The 17,046-nt window shown below is 65.1% G+C and carries 17 protein-coding genes; 3 read left to right on the forward strand and 14 right to left on the reverse strand.

Translation table 11 applies throughout. The features are described from left to right. Positions 1-8: 8 nt before the first annotated feature. Entirely contained in the window at positions 9-401 is a 393-nt protein-coding gene (gene rpsI / locus IGX34_RS01235) for a 30S ribosomal protein S9 (protein WP_192553845.1), read from the reverse strand. Positions 402-410: 9 nt separating this feature from the next. Further along, positions 411-839 carry a 50S ribosomal protein L13 gene (rplM, locus tag IGX34_RS01240; protein WP_192553846.1) on the reverse strand — a complete coding sequence of 143 codons (429 nt, stop codon included), beginning with the start codon at positions 837-839 and terminating at the stop codon, positions 411-413. A 125-nt stretch (positions 840-964) separates the two neighbouring features. On the opposite strand from rplM, the gene IGX34_RS01245 reads away from it, so the two are divergent. Together IGX34_RS01245 and coq7 are read left to right on the forward strand one after the other, a co-directional pair. Beyond that, positions 965-2,164 (forward strand): (Fe-S)-binding protein, encoded by a 1,200-nt coding sequence (locus IGX34_RS01245; protein ID WP_192553847.1) that lies wholly within the window; start codon positions 965-967, stop codon positions 2,162-2,164. A gap of 11 nt (positions 2,165-2,175) precedes the next feature. Further along, on the forward strand, positions 2,176-2,817 hold the full coding sequence (gene coq7 / locus IGX34_RS01250) for a 2-polyprenyl-3-methyl-6-methoxy-1,4-benzoquinone monooxygenase (protein ID WP_192553848.1): 642 nt from the start codon (positions 2,176-2,178) through the stop codon (positions 2,815-2,817). A 147-nt stretch (positions 2,818-2,964) separates the two neighbouring features. On the opposite strand, the gene speD is transcribed toward coq7, so the two are convergent. Continuing rightward, entirely contained in the window at positions 2,965-3,750 is a 786-nt protein-coding gene (speD, locus tag IGX34_RS01255; protein ID WP_126685269.1) for an adenosylmethionine decarboxylase, read from the reverse strand. A gap of 371 nt (positions 3,751-4,121) precedes the next feature. Here speD and crp point away from each other — a divergent pair, with 371 nt between their 5' ends. After that, positions 4,122-4,736 carry a cAMP-activated global transcriptional regulator CRP gene (crp, locus tag IGX34_RS01260; RefSeq protein WP_225737129.1) on the forward strand — a complete coding sequence of 205 codons (615 nt, stop codon included), beginning with the start codon at positions 4,122-4,124 and terminating at the stop codon, positions 4,734-4,736. On the opposite strand, the gene IGX34_RS01265 is transcribed toward crp, so the two are convergent. From IGX34_RS01265 to pdsR, 11 genes are all read right to left on the reverse strand, one after another. Beyond that, entirely contained in the window at positions 4,733-5,740 is a 1,008-nt protein-coding gene (locus tag IGX34_RS01265; protein WP_192553850.1) for a bifunctional helix-turn-helix transcriptional regulator/GNAT family N-acetyltransferase, read from the reverse strand. The genes crp and IGX34_RS01265 overlap by 4 nt on opposite strands. 69 nt (positions 5,741-5,809) lie before the next feature. Continuing rightward, positions 5,810-6,496 (reverse strand): HAD family hydrolase, encoded by a 687-nt coding sequence (locus IGX34_RS01270; protein WP_225737130.1) that lies wholly within the window; start codon positions 6,494-6,496, stop codon positions 5,810-5,812. Between the two features lie 17 nt (positions 6,497-6,513). Continuing rightward, complete coding sequence (gene trpC / locus IGX34_RS01275) at positions 6,514-7,308, reverse strand: indole-3-glycerol phosphate synthase TrpC (protein ID WP_192553852.1); 795 nt, start codon at positions 7,306-7,308, stop codon at positions 6,514-6,516. A 42-nt stretch (positions 7,309-7,350) separates the two neighbouring features. Beyond that, positions 7,351-8,412, reverse strand: a complete 1,062-nt coding sequence (gene trpD / locus IGX34_RS01280) for an anthranilate phosphoribosyltransferase (protein ID WP_192553853.1) — start codon at positions 8,410-8,412, stop codon at positions 7,351-7,353. After that, positions 8,409-9,008 carry an anthranilate synthase component II gene (locus IGX34_RS01285; RefSeq protein ID WP_192553854.1) on the reverse strand — a complete coding sequence of 200 codons (600 nt, stop codon included), beginning with the start codon at positions 9,006-9,008 and terminating at the stop codon, positions 8,409-8,411. Before IGX34_RS01285 ends, trpD begins: the two co-directional genes overlap by 4 nt. Positions 9,009-9,179: 171 nt before the next feature. Next, the gene (locus IGX34_RS01290; RefSeq protein ID WP_192553855.1) at positions 9,180-9,839 is read right to left on the reverse strand and encodes a hypothetical protein; all 660 of its coding nucleotides are present in this window, start codon (positions 9,837-9,839) and stop codon (positions 9,180-9,182) included. A gap of 23 nt (positions 9,840-9,862) precedes the next feature. Next, on the reverse strand, positions 9,863-11,908 hold the full coding sequence (locus tag IGX34_RS01295; RefSeq protein ID WP_192553856.1) for an acyltransferase family protein: 2,046 nt from the start codon (positions 11,906-11,908) through the stop codon (positions 9,863-9,865). Between the two features lie 90 nt (positions 11,909-11,998). Further along, on the reverse strand, positions 11,999-13,474 hold the full coding sequence (gene trpE, locus IGX34_RS01300) for an anthranilate synthase component I (RefSeq protein WP_192553857.1): 1,476 nt from the start codon (positions 13,472-13,474) through the stop codon (positions 11,999-12,001). A gap of 156 nt (positions 13,475-13,630) precedes the next feature. Further along, complete coding sequence (locus tag IGX34_RS01305; RefSeq protein ID WP_192553858.1) at positions 13,631-15,637, reverse strand: ATP-binding protein; 2,007 nt, start codon at positions 15,635-15,637, stop codon at positions 13,631-13,633. A gap of 28 nt (positions 15,638-15,665) precedes the next feature. Then, entirely contained in the window at positions 15,666-16,253 is a 588-nt protein-coding gene (locus tag IGX34_RS01310) for a hypothetical protein (protein ID WP_192554479.1), read from the reverse strand. Continuing rightward, positions 16,253-16,942 carry a proteobacterial dedicated sortase system response regulator gene (gene pdsR, locus IGX34_RS01315; protein WP_192553859.1) on the reverse strand — a complete coding sequence of 230 codons (690 nt, stop codon included), beginning with the start codon at positions 16,940-16,942 and terminating at the stop codon, positions 16,253-16,255. The genes IGX34_RS01310 and pdsR overlap by 1 nt, the downstream gene beginning before the upstream one ends. Between the last annotated feature and the right edge of the window lie 104 nt (positions 16,943-17,046).

The raw sequence follows: 17,046 nt of genomic DNA on the forward strand, positions 1-17,046 counted from the left end.
GGTGAGGATTAGCGCTTCGAGAACTGGGTAGCGCGACGTGCCTTGTGCAGACCGACCTTCTTACGCTCGACTTCACGGGCGTCGCGGGTCACGAAGCCAGCCTTGCGCAGCTGGGTCTTGAGGCTTTCGTCGTACTCGATCAGGGCGCGGGCGATGCCGAGGCGGATCGCACCGGCCTGGCCGGTGATGCCGCCGCCAGCGACGGTAACCTTGATGTCGAACTTGTCAGCGCTCTGGGTCAGTTCGAGCGGCTGGCGCACGATCATGCGCGAGGTCTCACGACCGAAGAACTGGTCCAGGGTCTTGCCGTTCACTTCGATCGCGCCGGTGCCCTTGCGCAGGAACACGCGAGCTGCGGAGGTCTTGCGGCGGCCGGTGCCGTAATTCTGCTGAATCGCCATGTTGCTTCCTTAGATTTCCAGCGCCTGCGGCTGCTGGGCGGTATGCGGATGTTCGGCGCCGCCGTAAACCTTGAGCTTGCGGTACATGGCGCGGCCCAGCGGGTTCTTCGGCAGCATGCCCTTCACGGCGATCTCGATGACTCGCTCGGGATAGGTGGCCAACAGATCCTTCAGGCTGATGGTCTTGAGGTTGCCGACGTAACCGGTGAAACGGTGATACATCTTGTCGTCCAGCTTGGCGCCGGTGACAGCCACCTTCTCAGCGTTGATCACGACGATGTAGTCGCCGGTATCGACGTGCGGGGTGAACTCGGGCTTGTGCTTGCCGCGAAGGCGACGCGCGATTTCGGTCGAGAGACGACCGAGCGTCTTGTCCGTGGCGTCAACCACGTACCAGTCGCGCTTGACGCTTTCCGGCTTGGCGCTGAACGTTTTCATTTCGGAATACCTGTCTGCCGCCACAAGGGCGGTAAGCGGAATCGGTGGAACAAAGGCGCGAGATGATAGCGAAGCTTACATCCATCGCGCAAGCCCACGGTGGGCTGCGAGCTGCGAATGATAGCATGAACAACATGCCTCTTGAGAAGCCCCGCCACCACATTGCCGTGCTGGCCGACCAGTGCGTGCAGTGCGGCCTGTGCCTGCCCGTGTGCCCAACCTATGCCCTGGACGGCAACGAGGCGGAATCGCCGCGAGGTCGCATCGCCATTGCCGCGGCGCTGGCGCAGGGGCAAGTCGCCGCCACGCCAGCGCTGCGGGAGCCCCTGGACCATTGCCTGGGCTGCCTGAACTGCCAGCGGGTCTGCCCGGCGGGTGTTCAATATGAAGAGTTGCTGGTGGAAACCCACGCCCTGCTCGGCCCTGCCCCCGCACGCCCGCATGGCCTGCTGCGCCTGATCAAGCGGCCCGGGCTCAGCCGTTGGCTGCAGGGTCTGGCGCGCTGGACCGGCGCACTGCACTGGCTGCCCCCGTTGCTCGGCGGCCCCAAAGCCGCTGCATGGCGGACTGCGCTGACATGGCTGCAAGGCGCGAAACCCGCGCGATCCATGCCATCCCCGATCGCATCGCCGGCGCAGACCGCCGGAACAGTCGCGCTTTTCCCGGGTTGTGCCGCCAGCATCCAGGACGAACAGGCCGAACAGGCTGCCGAGATCCTGTTGCGCGCCGCCGGCTATCGCGTGGTACGCATGCCGGCGTTCTGCTGCGGCGCGCTCGATCTGCATGACGGCGTGGTCGATCAGGCGCAGGCCTCGGCCGAGCGCGTGCGTCATGCCTGGGCCAACGCCGGCGCCGATTATCTGGCCACCGTCACGCCCGGCTGTCTTACCGCGCTGCGCCGGGCGCTTCCCGACGTGCGCGTGGACGATCCTTATCGCCTGCTGGCCGAACGCAGCGACAGTCTGCGTTTTCGCCCGCTATCGCTGCGGGCCGCCCTGCATGTGCCGTGCACACAGGCCAATGTCGCGCGCAGCGATGGCGCGCTGACAAGCCTGCTCAAGCAGGTACCGCAGCTGCATGCGCAGCGCCTGGCCACCCCACCTTATTGTTGCGGCGCTGCCGGCAGCCATGCCCTGCAGTTTCCGGAGCGGGCCGATCAGCTGCGCAGCGACATGTTGTCGGCGATCAGCCAGCTGGATGTGCAGCTGCTTCTGTCGTCCAATATCGGCTGCCGGCTGCATCTGGCGGCGGGGCTTGCCGCGCAGGCCTCGACATTGCCGACGATGCACCCACTTACCCTGCTTGCGCAGCAGCTGGAATCCTGAAGAGTCATCCCATGAACGTACGTAGCCTTTCACCCTTGGATCGCCTGCTGGCCGGCATCGAGCGCGCGCTGGAAACCGTGGCCGGTGCCCCGGAAGCGCATCGCAGCTCGCCCTCGCATGGCACGCCCGAAGCCGAGCTGGACGATGCCGAGCGCCGGCATGCCGCCGGCCTGATGCGCATCAACCACACCGGCGAGGTATGTGCGCAGGCGCTCTACGACGGGCAGGCCGCCTTGGCGCGGCACGAGGAAAACCGCGTACATCTGCAACACGCGGCCGCGGAAGAAACCGATCACCTGGCCTGGTGCGCCGAACGGCTGCAGGAACTGGATAGCCGGCCCAGCCTGCTCAATCCGCTGTGGTACGCCGGCAGCTATGCCATCGGTGCCGTGGCGGCATTGGCCGGCGACAAAATCAGCCTGGGCTTTGTGGTGGAAACGGAGAAACAGGTGGAAGCGCACCTGGCCGATCATATGGACCGGCTGCCAGCGCAGGACGAACGTTCGCGCGTGGTGCTGCAGCAGATGCAGGCCGATGAAGTGCAGCATGCGCAACAGGCGCGTGAGCGGGGTGGCATAGCGTTGCCGTTTCCGATTCCGCAGCTGATGCATGCGAGTTCGATGGTGATGAAGACGGTGGCGTACCGCCTGTAAGCGCGAGAGCGGTAGGTTGGGTTAGCGCAGCGTAACCCAACGATGTTCGCTTCGATGGAGATTTGTTGGGTTACGCTGCGCTAACCCAACCTACGGGCGGTATCGGTGGTTTGGAGAAAAAAAGCCCGCCTTTCGGCGGGCTTTTTGTTACATCAGGTTGCGGCCGTGGAACAGTTCTTCGATCTCGCGCCGCAGCAGCTGCTCGATCTTCTGGCGCTCCTTGAACGACAGATCGTCGGCATGCGCCTCGAACAGATAGGTGTCGAGGTCGAAGTCCTTGATGTGCATCTTGGTGTGGAAAATATTTTCCTGATACACGTTCACGTCGAACATCTCGTACTTCTGGCGGATGTGGCGCGCCAGGTAGTCCTGCACCGAGTTGATCTTGTGGTCGATGAAGTGCTTCTTGCCCTTCACGTCGCGGGTGAAGCCGCGCACGCGGTAGTCGCACACCACGATGTCCGACTCGAAGCTGTCGATCAGGTAGTTCAGCGCCTTCAGCGGGGAGATCACGCCGCAGGTGGCCACGTCGATATCCGCACGGAAGGTGGCGATGCCGTTGTGCGGATGGGTTTCCGGGTAGGTGTGGACGGTGATATGGCTCTTGTCCATATGCGCCACCACCGCGTCGGAGATGGTGTCGCGGCCCAGCTTCTCCACCACCGGCTCTTCGGAGATCAGGATGGTTACCGAGGCACCCTGCGGGTCGTAGTCCTGGCGGGCCACGTTGAGGATGTTCGCGCCGATGATCTCGGCCACGTCGGTGAGGATCTGGGTGAGACGATCGGCGTCGTACTGCTCGTCGATGTACTCGATATAGCGCTGGCGCTGGTCTTCGGACACCGCATAGCAGATGTCGTAGATGTTGAAGCTCAGGGCCTTGGTCAGGTTGTTGAAGCCCTGCAGACGCAGGCGCGGGAGGGGTTTCACCACGGCGACACTCCATGGCCGGGTCACGGCCGACAGGTGAGGCGGGTTAGCTACAAGGGTCCCCGCTGATTGGAAAAGCGTGCTGGACCCTTATCCTGCACGCCCCTTGTTAACGGACGATGGCAGTGGCCCCGGTCCGGAAGACTGCGAAGTATGCGGCAAATCGATCCAAAACAGAACCTGCGGGGCTCGCTTCGTCTTTGCCATAATGCGAAAGTCGCAGCGGATGCGTTTAGTATCTGTCCGATCGCCGGTAGGGGCGGTCCTTAGACGACTCAGCTTGGGGAAACTACGTGGTGCAGCTGAAATATCAATTACAACAAGCGTTCGAACGTTCACAGGCTCCACTCGGGTTTGCGCCAGATCCCGCCTCCATGGAGCGATTCCTGGGGCTCTGCCATCGCCGCCGCTACCCCGGCAAAACCGCCATCATCCGCCCCGGCGACCCTGCCAACACCCTTTATTACGTGATTGAGGGCTCGCTGGCGGTCTGCACCGAGGACGAACAGGGGCGGGAGCTGATCCTCGCCTACATCAGCCGCGGCCAGTTCATCGGCGAAATGGGCCTGTTCGTGGAACAGGCGCAGCGCGAGTCGATGGTGCGCACGCGCAGTCCTTGCGAAATGGCCGAAATCAGCTATGAGCGCCTGTTCCAGCTGATGGAAGGCCCGCTCCGCGACGAATGCCCGAAGATCCTGTTCGCCATCGGCGCCCAGCTCACGCACCGCCTGCTGCGCACCTCGCGCCAGGTCAGCCGCATGGCCTTCATGGACGTGACCAACCGCATCTCCCGCACCCTGCTGGACCTGTGCCAGGAGCCGGATGCGATGAGCCACCCGGCCGGCACCCAGATCCGCATCTCGCGCCAGGAAGTCAGCCGTATCGTGGGCTGCTCGCGCGAAATGGTCGGCCGCGTGCTCAAGCAGTTGGAAGAGCAAGGCATGATCGAGGTTTCCGGCAAGACCATCGTGGTGCGCGGCACCCGCTAAGCCGCCCGGCGGCGCCCCCGGCCCTTGGTGCCGGGGGTCTGGCCGGATGCAGCCGGCGCCCCTTCGTAGATCATGTACACGTCCGCCCGCTCGTAGTGCGAGTCCGGGCGCATGGCCGGCTGCATGCGGAAACCAGCGCGCTCGTACATGCCCAGGGCGGGTTTGAGGCGGCTGTTGGATTCCAGGAACAGGGTGGTGCCCTTGCGGCGGCGGAATTCGGCGATCGCCGCATCCAGCAGGCGCCGCCCGGCCCCAAGCCCGTGGAAGGTTTCATCCACGCCCATCTTGGTCAGCTCGTAGACGCCGGGGGATTCCTGCAGCAGGGCGCAGGTGCCGATCACCTCCTCGCCCAGGCGAGCGAAAAAAATCGCCCCGCCCGGCTCCAGCACATAACGCTCCGGATCGCGCAGTACCGCCTGGTCGATCTCCTCGATGCGGAAGTAGCGCTCCAGCCATTGCGCATTCAAGCGATAGAAATGCTCGCGCAGTGCCGGGGCGAACGGCACGATGTCCACCGGCGTGGCCATGATCGCGTCGTGCTCGGCCAGCATCGCCGCCGCGATCGGTCGCTGGCGCAGCGCTTCTTCGCAGGCACCCAATGCCTCCAGCAGGCGCTCCGCCTCCTCGCCCAGCGACGCCGATACGCCGCGCCGCACCGCACACCACAGCGGCCCCAGCTCGGCCAGGGCACTGCGGGCCTTGTCGGTCAGCTGCAGCACGCTGCGGCGGCCATCGGCAGGATCGCGGCGCCGGCGCAGCATGCCGGCGCGCACCAGTTTGTCAGCGAGCTGGCTGACCGCCGAATGGGTCTGGCCGATCGCCTCGGCCACTTCGGTCACCGCGCTGGGGCCGGTATCCGACAGATAGCGCAGCACCGGCATCCAGCGCGATTCGATGCGCGCGCCGCGCGCCTGGTAGACCTCGTCCACCGCACCGTAGAAGTGATCGCTGAGCGCCTTGAGGCGGCTGCCCAAAGCGAGTTTGCCGAGGTCGGACAGGTACATGGTGCGGCTCGATGCAAGATACGTTAGCGCTAACGTATCTCCTCGCCGGACGACCTGACAAGCCTGCCGCTAGAACCAGGCCACCCGCGTGACCGAGCGGCCCAGGATCTTCTCCACCCGCTTGCACAGCTTGGGCGTGCCATTCACCAGCACCGCCTCGCGCGCCTGCTTGAGCATCGCCACGTCGTACATCGAGTCGCCGTAGGCCACGCGCCAGGCTTTCACGCCATGGGCGGCCAGGCTCTGCACCTTGCGCCGTCCCACGTTGTGCACAGTCACCCGCATGCCCGACCAGCCCGGCTTCAACTGCGAACCGATCACGCCCACTTCCGCCAAGCCAAGCTGCGACAGCAGCCGCGCCGCCAGGACCTGCTCGCAGCCGGTCACCACGATCACTTCATCGCCATCGGCGACATGCCGACGCAGGGCCTGCAGGCCATCGCGATGGAACTGGCGCGGGCGCCGCACCAGTTGGTCGGCGAAATCCTCGGCCGCCAGCCGGTAGCGCTGCTGCCCCAGGCCGCACAACGCCACATGTACCAGCGCGCGCGCCGCCCACCAGCGCGAAAACGGCAGGCACAGCAGACACCACGGCATGACCAGCAAGGCCAGCAGTTTGCGCAGCCAGGAGCGCTGATAGCGATAGCGCATGAACATCGAAAACGAGTCGCCCTGGAACAGCACGCCATCGAAATCGAACAACACGATGCGCGAAGCGCGATCGTCAGCGCCGGAAGCGTCCGGCGCGGTACTCAAATCCCCGGTCACCATGATCAGTGCGTATCGAACAGCCGCTTCAGTTCCAGACCGGGATCGGCCGCGCGCATGAACGCCTCGCCGACCAGAAAAGCGTTGATGCCGGCCTCGCGCAGGCGCGCCACATCATCCGGCGTGTGAATACCCGATTCGGCCACCAGGATGCGGTCGTATTCCATCAGCTCCTGCAGTTCCAGCGAAGTATCCAGCGAGGTGTGGAAGGTGCGCAGGTTGCGGTTGTTGACGCCGATCAGCGGCACCGGCAGTGCCTGGGCGCGTTCCAGTTCCTCCGCGTCGTGCACTTCGCACAGCACATCCAGATCCAGGTCGGCGGCGAGCAGGGCCAGCTCAAGCAGATCGGCGTCACCCAGTGCGGCCACGATCAGCAGGATGCAGTCGGCGCCGATCGCGCGCGCTTCGTACACCTGGTAGGGATCGATCACGAAATCCTTGCGCAGCACCGGCAGCGAACACGCCGCGCGAGCCTGCTGCAGGAAATCCTCGCTGCCCTGGAAGAAATCCTTGTCGGTGAGCACCGAAAGGCAGGCCGCGCCGCCCATTTCGTAGCTGCGGGCGATCGCCACCGGATCGAACTCCGGCCGGATCACGCCCTTGCTGGGGCTGGCCTTTTTCACTTCGGCGATCACCGCGGGCAGGCCCTCGGCGATCTTGGCTTCGATCGCGGCCGCGAAGCCGCGCGTGTCGGGCATGCCCTGCACCCGCGCGGCCAGCTCTGTCAGCGGCAACTTGGCGCTGCGCTCGGCAAGCTCTTCTGCCTTGCGGGCAAGGATGCGTTGAAGGATGTCGGTCATGGCTCGGTGATCGGCATGGGGAAGAGGAACGGCTGGCTACGCTCAGGCGGCATGTGTTTCGGCCAGCCGCCGGGTGGTTGCCACGAAGGTGTCCATTTTGGCACGGGCCGCGCCGCTGGCGATGGTCGCCCGGGCCAGCTCGATGCCGGCGGCGATCGAACCGACCAGGCCGCAGGTATACAGCGCGGCGCCGGTGTTCAGGCACACGATGTCGTGCGGCACGCCGTGGCGGTCTTCCAGCGCATCCAGCAGCATGGACTTGGACTCTTGCACGTTCTCCACCCGCAGATTGCGGCTGGAGGCCATGGCCAGGCCGAAGTCCTCCGGCTCGATCTCGTATTCGTGCACTTCGCCGTTGCGCAGCTCGCCGACCAGGGTGGAGGCACCCAGCGAAATCTCGTCCATGCCGTCGCGGCCCCACACCACCATCGCGTGTTGCGCACCGAGTGCCTGCAGGGCACGCACCTGGATGCCGACCAGATCGGGATGGAACACGCCCATCAGGATGTTCGGCGCGCCGGCCGGATTGGTCAGCGGCCCGAGGATGTTGAACAGCGTGCGCACGCCCATTTCCTTGCGCACCGGCGCCACGATCTTCATCGCCGGATGATGGTTCGGCGCATACATGAAGCCGATATCGGTCTCGATCATGCACTGCGTGACCTGCGCCGGCGGCAGATCGATCTTGGCGCCCAGCGCCTCCAGCACGTCCGCGCTGCCCGATTTGGACGACACGCTGCGTCCGCCATGCTTGGCGATGCGCGCGCCCGCCGCCGCGGCGACGAACATCGAAGCGGTGGAAATATTGAAGCTGGAAGCACCATCGCCACCGGTGCCGACGATATCCAGGAAATGCGCATGCGGCGGCGCGTCCACCTTGGCCGACAGCTCGCGCATCACGCGCGCCGCGCCGGTGATCTCGCCCACCGTTTCCTTCTTTACGCGCAGGCCGGTGATGATCGCCGCCGTCATCAGCGGGCTCACTTCGCCGTTCATGATCTGCCGCATCAGCGCGATCATTTCATCGTGAAAGATCTCGCGATGCTCGATCGTGCGCTGCAGTGCTTCCTGCGGCGTGATGGTGATGGCGCGCCCGGCGCTCATGCCGCGAGCTTTTGCTGCGGTAGGCCGAGGAAATTGCGCAGCAGGTCGTGGCCGTACTGGGTAAGGATGGACTCGGGGTGGAACTGCACGCCTTCCACCGCCAGCGTCTTGTGGCGCAGGCCCATGATCTCGTCGATGGAGCCGTCCGCATGCTCGGTCCATGCGGTGATCTCAAGGCAATCGGGCAGCGAGGACTGCTCCACCACCAGCGAGTGGTAGCGCGTGGCTTCGAACGGATCCGGCAGGCCGGCGAACACGCCCTCGCCGCGGTGGCGTACGGGGGAAGTCTTGCCGTGCATGATCTGCTTGGCGCGAATCACCTTGCCGCCGAAAGCCTGGCCGATCGCCTGATGTCCCAGGCACACGCCGAACACCGGAATCTCGCCGGACAGCTCGCGCAGCACATCCAGCGATACGCCCGCATCGTCCGGCGTGCCGGGCCCCGGCGAAATCATGATGTGCGAGGGCTTCAGCGCACGAATCCCCGCTACGTCCAGCGCATCGTTGCGCACCACCCTCACCTCCTGGCCCAGCTCGCCCAGGTATTGCACGAGGTTGAAGGTGAAGCTGTCGTAATTGTCGATCATCAACAACATGGCGGGAAAATCCTGTGTGGGGCGCGCTGGCGGAGGCTGCCCAGCGTGCGATGCCGCAGCGCGGCATGGGCGCTCATTGTGCGGGATGGCAAGCGCCGCCGTCATCCCGGCCGGAAGCCATAGGGCCGGCAAATCCTTATGAAAAAGCGGCCTGTTGACCCCGGCGGCGGCTCAGGGATGGACCAGCACCCGGCCGGTATAGCTCTCGACCACCAGGCTGAACGGCTGGTTGTCGGCGCTGTACAGCACCGCCCGGTGCTGCAGTACGTGATCCGGAACCGCCAGCGGCTGCTTGCTGGCCGGCGGCAACGGCGCACCGCTGTCCCAGCCCTCGGGCAGCGGCGACCACAGCAACTCGGCAGACAGGGTCTGGCGGCGGAAATGCAGTGGCTGCACCACCTTGCCGAAGGGCACGTCGGAACTGTCCAGCTGCTGGTTCATCGCTGCGCTGAGGCGCGCGGGCACGTACCAGTTGTCCGCATCCGACAGCACCACATTGCCGCAGCTCAGCGCCACCCGGCGATAGCGCACCGGTTCGTCCGGCCCGATGCCGAGCAGAGCGCGCGCACCATCGGGCAAGGGCTTGTCCTGGCCGTGCACGCGGTGGGCGACGACATGCGCGTCCGCCGCCAGATGATGGGCGCTGCACCAGTGCTCCAGCGTCAGCGTGGCGCTGGGGTGGCTGAGCAACTCGGCATTCAGGCTCTGCAGTTCGGCCAGCGCCTGGGTGCGGCTCAGCGCATTGTCCGGCCACGCCTGCTGCGCCATCGCCGGCAGCGCGCAGGCAAATGCCAGCAGGCTGATAACGGAATAACGGATGCACTGGGTCATGACGATTCGTTCCATTCGATCGGCTAGGAGCCGGTGGCGTGGGGTGTCGCGGTGGGTGCCGCGGACATGGCGGCCGGGTTGCTGCCCAGGATGTGCTGCAGTTCGCCCGGATGCCGCGCGAGGTAGGCATCGTAGTAGTGCGCGCTGCTCACCATGTTGAGGTGACCGTAATCGTTGGCGACATACAGCGGTACATCGCCCAGCATGGTGCCGCAGCGACTATCCGTGCACGGTATGTCGTACATGCTGACCAGCCCAACTTGCGGGTATTTCTTCACAATATCCGCCAGTGCGGCCGCGGTCGCGCGATGGCCGTTGTCGGCCACCGTGCTCGGATAACTGCAATCCCGGCCGCGCGGCGGCAGCCACATATGGTTGTAAAGCGGGCAGTTGGTCAGCCGCTCCGGCGCTTCCGGCACATCGTCGAACAGCACCACGTGCTTGCCTGCATGCAGCAGCTGGGCAACCGTATCGCTCAGCTCGTCGGCAAAGGCGCCCGAAGGAAAACCGAAGCCATTGACCGTGCCGGTGCTCGGCGCATGGGCATAGATCTCCCAGTTGGCCGATAGCAGCACGGTGCCGATCTGCTTGTTGGCCAGCACGTAGTCGAACGCCGCCCGGTTGTGCGCCGCGCATTTTTCCTGAGTGGCCTGCAGATTGGCCGCCTGCGCCTTGGGCGCCTGCACGACCGGTGCGCACAGCGGAAAAGCCAGATCGTGAATGGAAAGCCCGTAGCTGTTGCCGAGCCGATCCATAAAGCCGATCAAGTGATAGGCATGCGAGTCGCCGAGCAGCGCCGCATTCACCGGCAGCGCGGTAGCGCCCAGGCGGCAGGTTGCTGCCGCGGTCAGCGCCACCTGATTCCAGCACTGCCGCCCGCGCGGGTTTTCCCAGGTGTTTTGCTTGGCGCTGGCGTACAACTGCTGGAACGAAGCCGGATACAGGCGCTCGAACTGATCCGTGACTTGCCCCAGGAAAAACAAGGCGAACGCGCCGGCAATCGGCGCCGCGATATAGCCCAGCACCACGCGCCGCCGCGGCGTGCGCGCATAGCGCAGCGGCGTCTCCACATAGCGATAAGACAGATAACCCAGCACGATCGACAAGCCGATCGCCAGCAAGGTCCACGGCAGGCTGGTCAGCTCGAAGCGGCGGAACGCAAACAGCACCGGCCAATGCCACAGATACAGACTGTAGGAGATGCGCCCCAAGAACAGCATCACGCGATTGCCCAGCAGCATGCCGGCAACGCGCGACGCACCGCCGTAGCCGATCAGCAGCGCCGCGCCCACGCAGGGGAACAGTGCCATCCACCCCGGATACGGCGTGCTCGCGCTCAACAGCACACCGGAAAGCAGCGCCACGACCAGACCGGCAAGTACGCCGATATCTGCCCCACCGCTACGCGACGGATCGCGCCGGAACGACAGCAACACGCCGGCGATAAATTCAAAGCCGCGGTAAGGCATCAGGAAATACGCACCCTGGGTCGCATGCGACGCCGCCCATTGCGATGCCGCCAGCGACACAACGGCCAGCACGACGAACAAACCGATGCGCCTACGTGCAGGCCAGCGCCAGCTCAACCACAGCACCGCCGGCAGGATCAGATAGAACTGCTCCTCCACCGACAGCGACCAGATATGCAGCAGCGGCTGGTTGTTGGTTTGCGAAGCGAAATAATCGGTCTTGTGCGCCAGATACACATTGGCCGACAGCAGGCTGGCATAGCCCAATGTCTTCAGCGTGCGCATCGCATCGTCGGGCAGCAGATACAGCAGGGCGAACACGAAGGTGCAGCCCATCGCCACATATAGCGCCGGCGCCAGGCGCTTGGCGCGTCCCAGGTAGAAACCGATAAACGAGAAATGCCCTTCGCCCAACCCGCGCTGGATCGCGCGCGCGACGACGAAGCCGGAGATCACGAAAAAGATGTCCACGCCGATGAAGCCGCCCTTGAACAGGGCGAAGCCGGCGTGGAAGAACGCCACCAGCAACACTGCGATGGCGCGCAGGCCATCGATATCGCGGCGGTAGTACGGCGAGTCTGCGCGCGCCTGGTTAGACATGCCGATCCCCATGCGAACAAGTCCGGGCGCATGCATGCAGCGCCACGGACCGTTCAGCGGTAAATATCCCCTGCACCACGCAGCGCCGGATCAAAGGCCCTTGGCCGCCTGCGCCACGGCGCGAAACAGCGCGCGGCCCTTGTTCATGGTTTCTTCCCACTCCGAAGCCGGGTCGGAGTCGTACACGATGCCAGCACCGGCCTGTACATGCAGGCGCCCGCCCTGGATCACCGCGGTGCGGATGGCGATGGCGGTATCCGCATCGCCCCACCAGCCGATCCAGCCGATCGCACCGGCGTAGATATTGCGCTTGCACGGCTCCAGCTCCTGGATGATTTCCAGCGCGCGGATTTTCGGCGCGCCGCTGACCGTGCCGGCCGGAAAGGTCGCCTTGAGCACGTCCATATAGCTCAGCCCCGGCGTGGCCTTGCCTTCCACTTCCGACACGATATGCATCACGTGCGAATAGCGTTCCACCACGAAGGATTCGCTGACTTCCACGCTGCCGGTTTCGCTGATGCGGCCGATATCGTTGCGGCCGAGATCGATCAGCATTACGTGTTCGGCGCGTTCCTTCGGATCGGCCAGCAGCTCGGCTTCCAGGGCGCGGTCTTCCTCATCGGTAGCGCCGCGCTTGCGCGTGCCGGCGATGGGTCGAACCACCACCTTGCCGTCCTTCAGGCGCGCCAGGATCTCCGGCGAGGAACCGACGATCTGCGTATCGCCCAGATCCACGAAATACATGTAAGGCGACGGATTCATCGCGCGCAATGCGCGGTACACATCCACCGGGCGTGCGTTGAAACCCACGCTCAGGCGTTGCGAAGGCACCACCTGGAAGATGTCGCCGGCGCGGATATATTCCTTGGCCTGCTCCACCATCGCTTCGAACGCTTCGCGCGTGAAGGACGATTTGAAATCGCTTTCGTCCAGCGCAACCGATTGCGTCAGCTGCGGATACGACGCACCACCCTGGCGCAGCCGATGGGTCAATGCATCCAGCCGGCGCTGCGCATGTGCATACGCCTGCGGCTGCGCCGGATCGGCATGCACGATCAGGTACAGGCGGCCCTTGAGGTTGTCGAACACGGCGACTTCTTCGGCCAGCATCAGCAACACGTCGGGCGTGCCGAGTTCGTCGGCACGATCCCACTGCGCCAGGCGCGGCTCGATATAACCGATGGTTTCGAAGCCGAAATAGCCGACCAGCCCACCGGTAAACGCAGGAAGTTGCGGCAATTGCGGCACCTGGAATTGCTGGCGCAATTGCTCGATCTCGGCCAGCGGATCCTGCAGATGGCGGCGCTCGATCACTTCGCCTGCATCCTCCACTTCCAGCTCATGGCCGCGCAGGCGATACACGCGCCGCGCCGGCAGGCCGATGATCGAATAGCGTCCCCAGGTAGCGCCGCCTTCCACCGATTCGAACAGGAAGGTGTACGGGCCGTCCGCCAGCTTCAGGTAAACGGAGAGCGGCGTATCCAGGTCGGAGAACACTTCGCGCACTAGCGGGATGCGGGTATGGCCTTGCGCGGCAAGCGCCTCGAATTCGTCGCGGGCAATCACGTGGGGGAAGTCCGGTGGAACGCAGGAAAGGGGGATTGTATAGGGAGGGCCATGGTTTCGCGCTGCCATGCGCAGAGCGAAAGCGCGAAGCTTGCCGGCCAGTGCATGCCCCATACCCGGCCCTCCCCTGCACGCAGGGGAGCCAGCAAGTGCCGCTCAACCGGCCAGGCGTTGCCGCGGCATGCCGTGCAGGCGCAGGGTGAAGGCCACGCCACTGCCGTCTTCCAGATTGCGCGCCGAAGCGACGCCGCCATGGCGCTCGGCCACCAGCCGCACCACGTACAGGCCCAGGCCGAGATGCGGCGCATCGCCAGGGGTGGCCTTGTCGCGCAGGCTTACCAGCGAATCGAACAAACGCCCTTGCATGGCCGCCGGCAGCGGCGGCCCCTGGTTGGCCAGCTCGATTTCCGCCGCATCGTCCACGGCGCGCAGGCTCAGGCGCAGCCAGCCATCGGCCGGCGTGAACGAGAGCGCGTTGTCGAACAGCTTGTCCAGCGCCTGGGCCACTAGCTCCGGCGCACCATGCAGATGCACCGCCTGCTGCGGCAATACGCATTCCAACCGGCGCGCGCCGGCCAGCGGACGATAGGCGTCGGCACAACCGCGCACCACATCGATCAGATCCACATCCTCCGGTTCGGCGGCGGCAATCGCGCGCTCCATCCGGCTTGCTTCGCTCATCGCGCGCACCAGCGTGCCCAGGCGCGCCACGCCATCGCGCGCACGCGCCAGGTAGGGCTGCGCCTCGGCGGAAAGTTCGGCGTGCTCCAGGTTGTCCAGCGAGGACTTCACGATCGCCAGCGGCGTGTTGAGCTCGTGCGACAGCTTCGAGGCCAGCGTGCGCAGGTAATCGGTATAGCCGCCCACCGCCTCGAACAGCTTTTGGAAGCTGCGCGCCAGGTCGCCGATTTCATCATCTGATTCAGCCATCGGGAAATGGCTCTGGATCATCTGGCCGTCCAGACGTCCATCGTTGAGCTGCGCACGCTCCACCGCATCGCGCAGCCGACCCAGGCGCAAGCTCAGGCGGGTGGCGAACAGCAGCAGGATCGCGCCTGCCACCAGCATCACGCCGAAGCTGGTCATCAGCAGGCTGAAAAACGCGCGATTGGCCAGCAAGGGCACGGCGCGGCTGGCCTGCTCCAGCAACAGCACGCCGACCACGGTGCCATTACGCTCCACCGGCACCGCCGTGGCCAGCACCACACTGTCGCGCTCTTCGCCCTGGCGCCATACGGTATTGGGCTGACCGTTGCGCGCGCTCTGGATTTCCGGCAGATCCAGGCGCGGCGCGTCGGCCGTCCAAAGCTCGGCTTCTTCCAGCGGATTGGCCAACAGCGAACGGTAGATCACCGACGACAGCCAGCCCGGCTGCGTGCCGGAGGTGGTCAGCCGACCGCTTTGCGCCAGCAACCAGCCCGCCGGCGCCACCAGCCGTGCCCGCGTATCTTCGGGCGCCATCCGCGCCAGTTCCTGCGCCAGATCCGGCGAATAGCGCCACAGCGGCCGCATCTCGGTAGCCAGCGGATCGCCGCCATTCACAGCCGTGTAAATGCCCACGCCCAGCGCGCTCAGCCCGAGTCCGCGCGGCAGGCGCAATTCCACCCGGTAACCGCTGCCGTCTTCCTGCCACTGGCCGACCATGCGATCCGGCAGATCGCCGGCCGCCGGATCCAGAGTAAGCGCGGTAAAGGCACCTGGCGCAGCACTGGCGATCAGGTAGCGCCGATGCTGCGAACCCTGCACCAGGTCGAGCGTCAAATGATCGGCCGACTGCGCATTGGGATCGCCGGCGTCTGCACGCGTGCGGCGCGGTGCGCGGACATCGACGTAGATGTAGAAGCCGTTATCGTCTTCGGCCAGCAGCAGCTTGCCGTTCTTGCCGATGCTCTGGCTCCAGGGCGTCATCGGCGCCCAATCTTCGCCATAGCCGTCCACATTGATCGGATTCACCGCCTGCTGCACATACCAGCCACTGCCGGGCTGCGGCAGCGGCACATCGGTGACCGCCAGACTGCGCGCCACCGCGGTGGCCGTTGCGGTCAACGCCTGTTCCTGGCCCTGGCGCAGCAAGGTTTCCATCTGGCGCACGTACAGCCAGCCCGCAATCGGCAATGCGAGCGTGCACAAAGCAACCAGCAATAGTTTTTGGCGCAGGCTCATGCGTCAGACCATCGTGGACGCAGCACCGTCAATGCGCTTTTGCATTCGCCGCGGCGGGGGCCGCGTATTTTGCGTAGGCGGCATGCTCCACCACCTGCCTGAACGCATCGAGCGCAGCCTTGGCCTGCGGATCCCCCTGGCCTACCGTCATCGACCAGCTGTAGCGGATACCCGCATCCTGGCCCGGATCGCAGAACACCACCACGTCGTCGACATGGTCGCTGCCGGTATACATCACGCCCTTACAGGGCATGCGCGGGTTGCTGACCGGAAAATCGCCGGCCTTACCGGCAGGATCAACTTGCAGGTAGTGCTTGCGGTCGTCCTGCAGCTCCGCCTCCAGCGAAGGGAGTTTGGACGGCCAAACATTGAGCACCATCACGCGATCCGGTTTGCCGGTCCACTCGCCCTGGTAAAGCACGTAGTTCACGCCGATGGCGCTGGCATAAGTGCAGCAGTCGCGAGTCCAGCTGGTGGGCGCCGTGCTGCTGATGCGCCAGGCCGGTGCCTGGCCATCGGCAGGGCCATGCGCATCGATCGCGTTATCGGCCGGAGCCGCTGCCGTGGCAACGCCGACGACTGCCAGCAGGCACATCGGCCACCAGCGTAAGCGCATCACGGACGCCACCGGTAACCCACACCATGCACCGTTTCGATCGCATCGAACTCCGGCGCCACCGCGATGAACTTCTTGCGGATGCGCTTGATATGCGAGGTGATGGTGGCGTCGTCCACCACCAGCTCCGCTTCGCGCATCAGCTGATCGCGGTTTTTTACGTGGCCGGGGAAGCGCACCAGGGTGTGCACCATCCAGAATTCGGTCACGGTCAGCGGCACTTCCACATCGTTCCAGCTCACCCGCATGCGCTCGGATTCGAGCTTGAGCGCGCCGTGGCCGATCACCGTTTCACTCGATATCGGCGCCTTCAGCGACTCGATCCGGCGGAACAGCGCCGCGATGCGCGCCGCCAGCTGGTGCAGGCTGGTGTCCTTGCTGAGGTAATCGTCGGCGCCTAGGCGCAGGCCGGAGATCACATCGAAATCGGAATCGCGCGCAGTGAGGAAGATGATCGGCAGGGTGGCCGATTTGGCGCGCAGCTCGCGGCACAGATCGAAACCGCCCTCCGGCTCGTCGCCCAGCCCGATATCGATGATCACCAGCTCCGGCAGGCGCACGCCGAAGGCATTGGAGGCGTCCTGGCGGGAGCCGTAGCCGCGCGTGTCATAGCCGAAACGATTGAGCGCCTCGACGTAGTTGGCGCGGATCAGCGGTTCGTCTTCGACGATGGCAATGCTGCGTCCCATGGGGATTCCTCGGTGATGATGGCGCGCAGGTTGCTATGCGGGTGGCGCCAGCGCAAGCCGCTCGCGCGCCCTGCCCGCGTTCTGACAGATTCTGTCGGCCGATC

Origin of the sequence: Dyella acidiphila, from assembly GCF_014863405.1 — a bacterium.
In the GTDB taxonomy this organism is placed as follows: Bacteria; Pseudomonadota; Gammaproteobacteria; order Xanthomonadales; family Rhodanobacteraceae; genus Dyella_B; species Dyella_B acidiphila.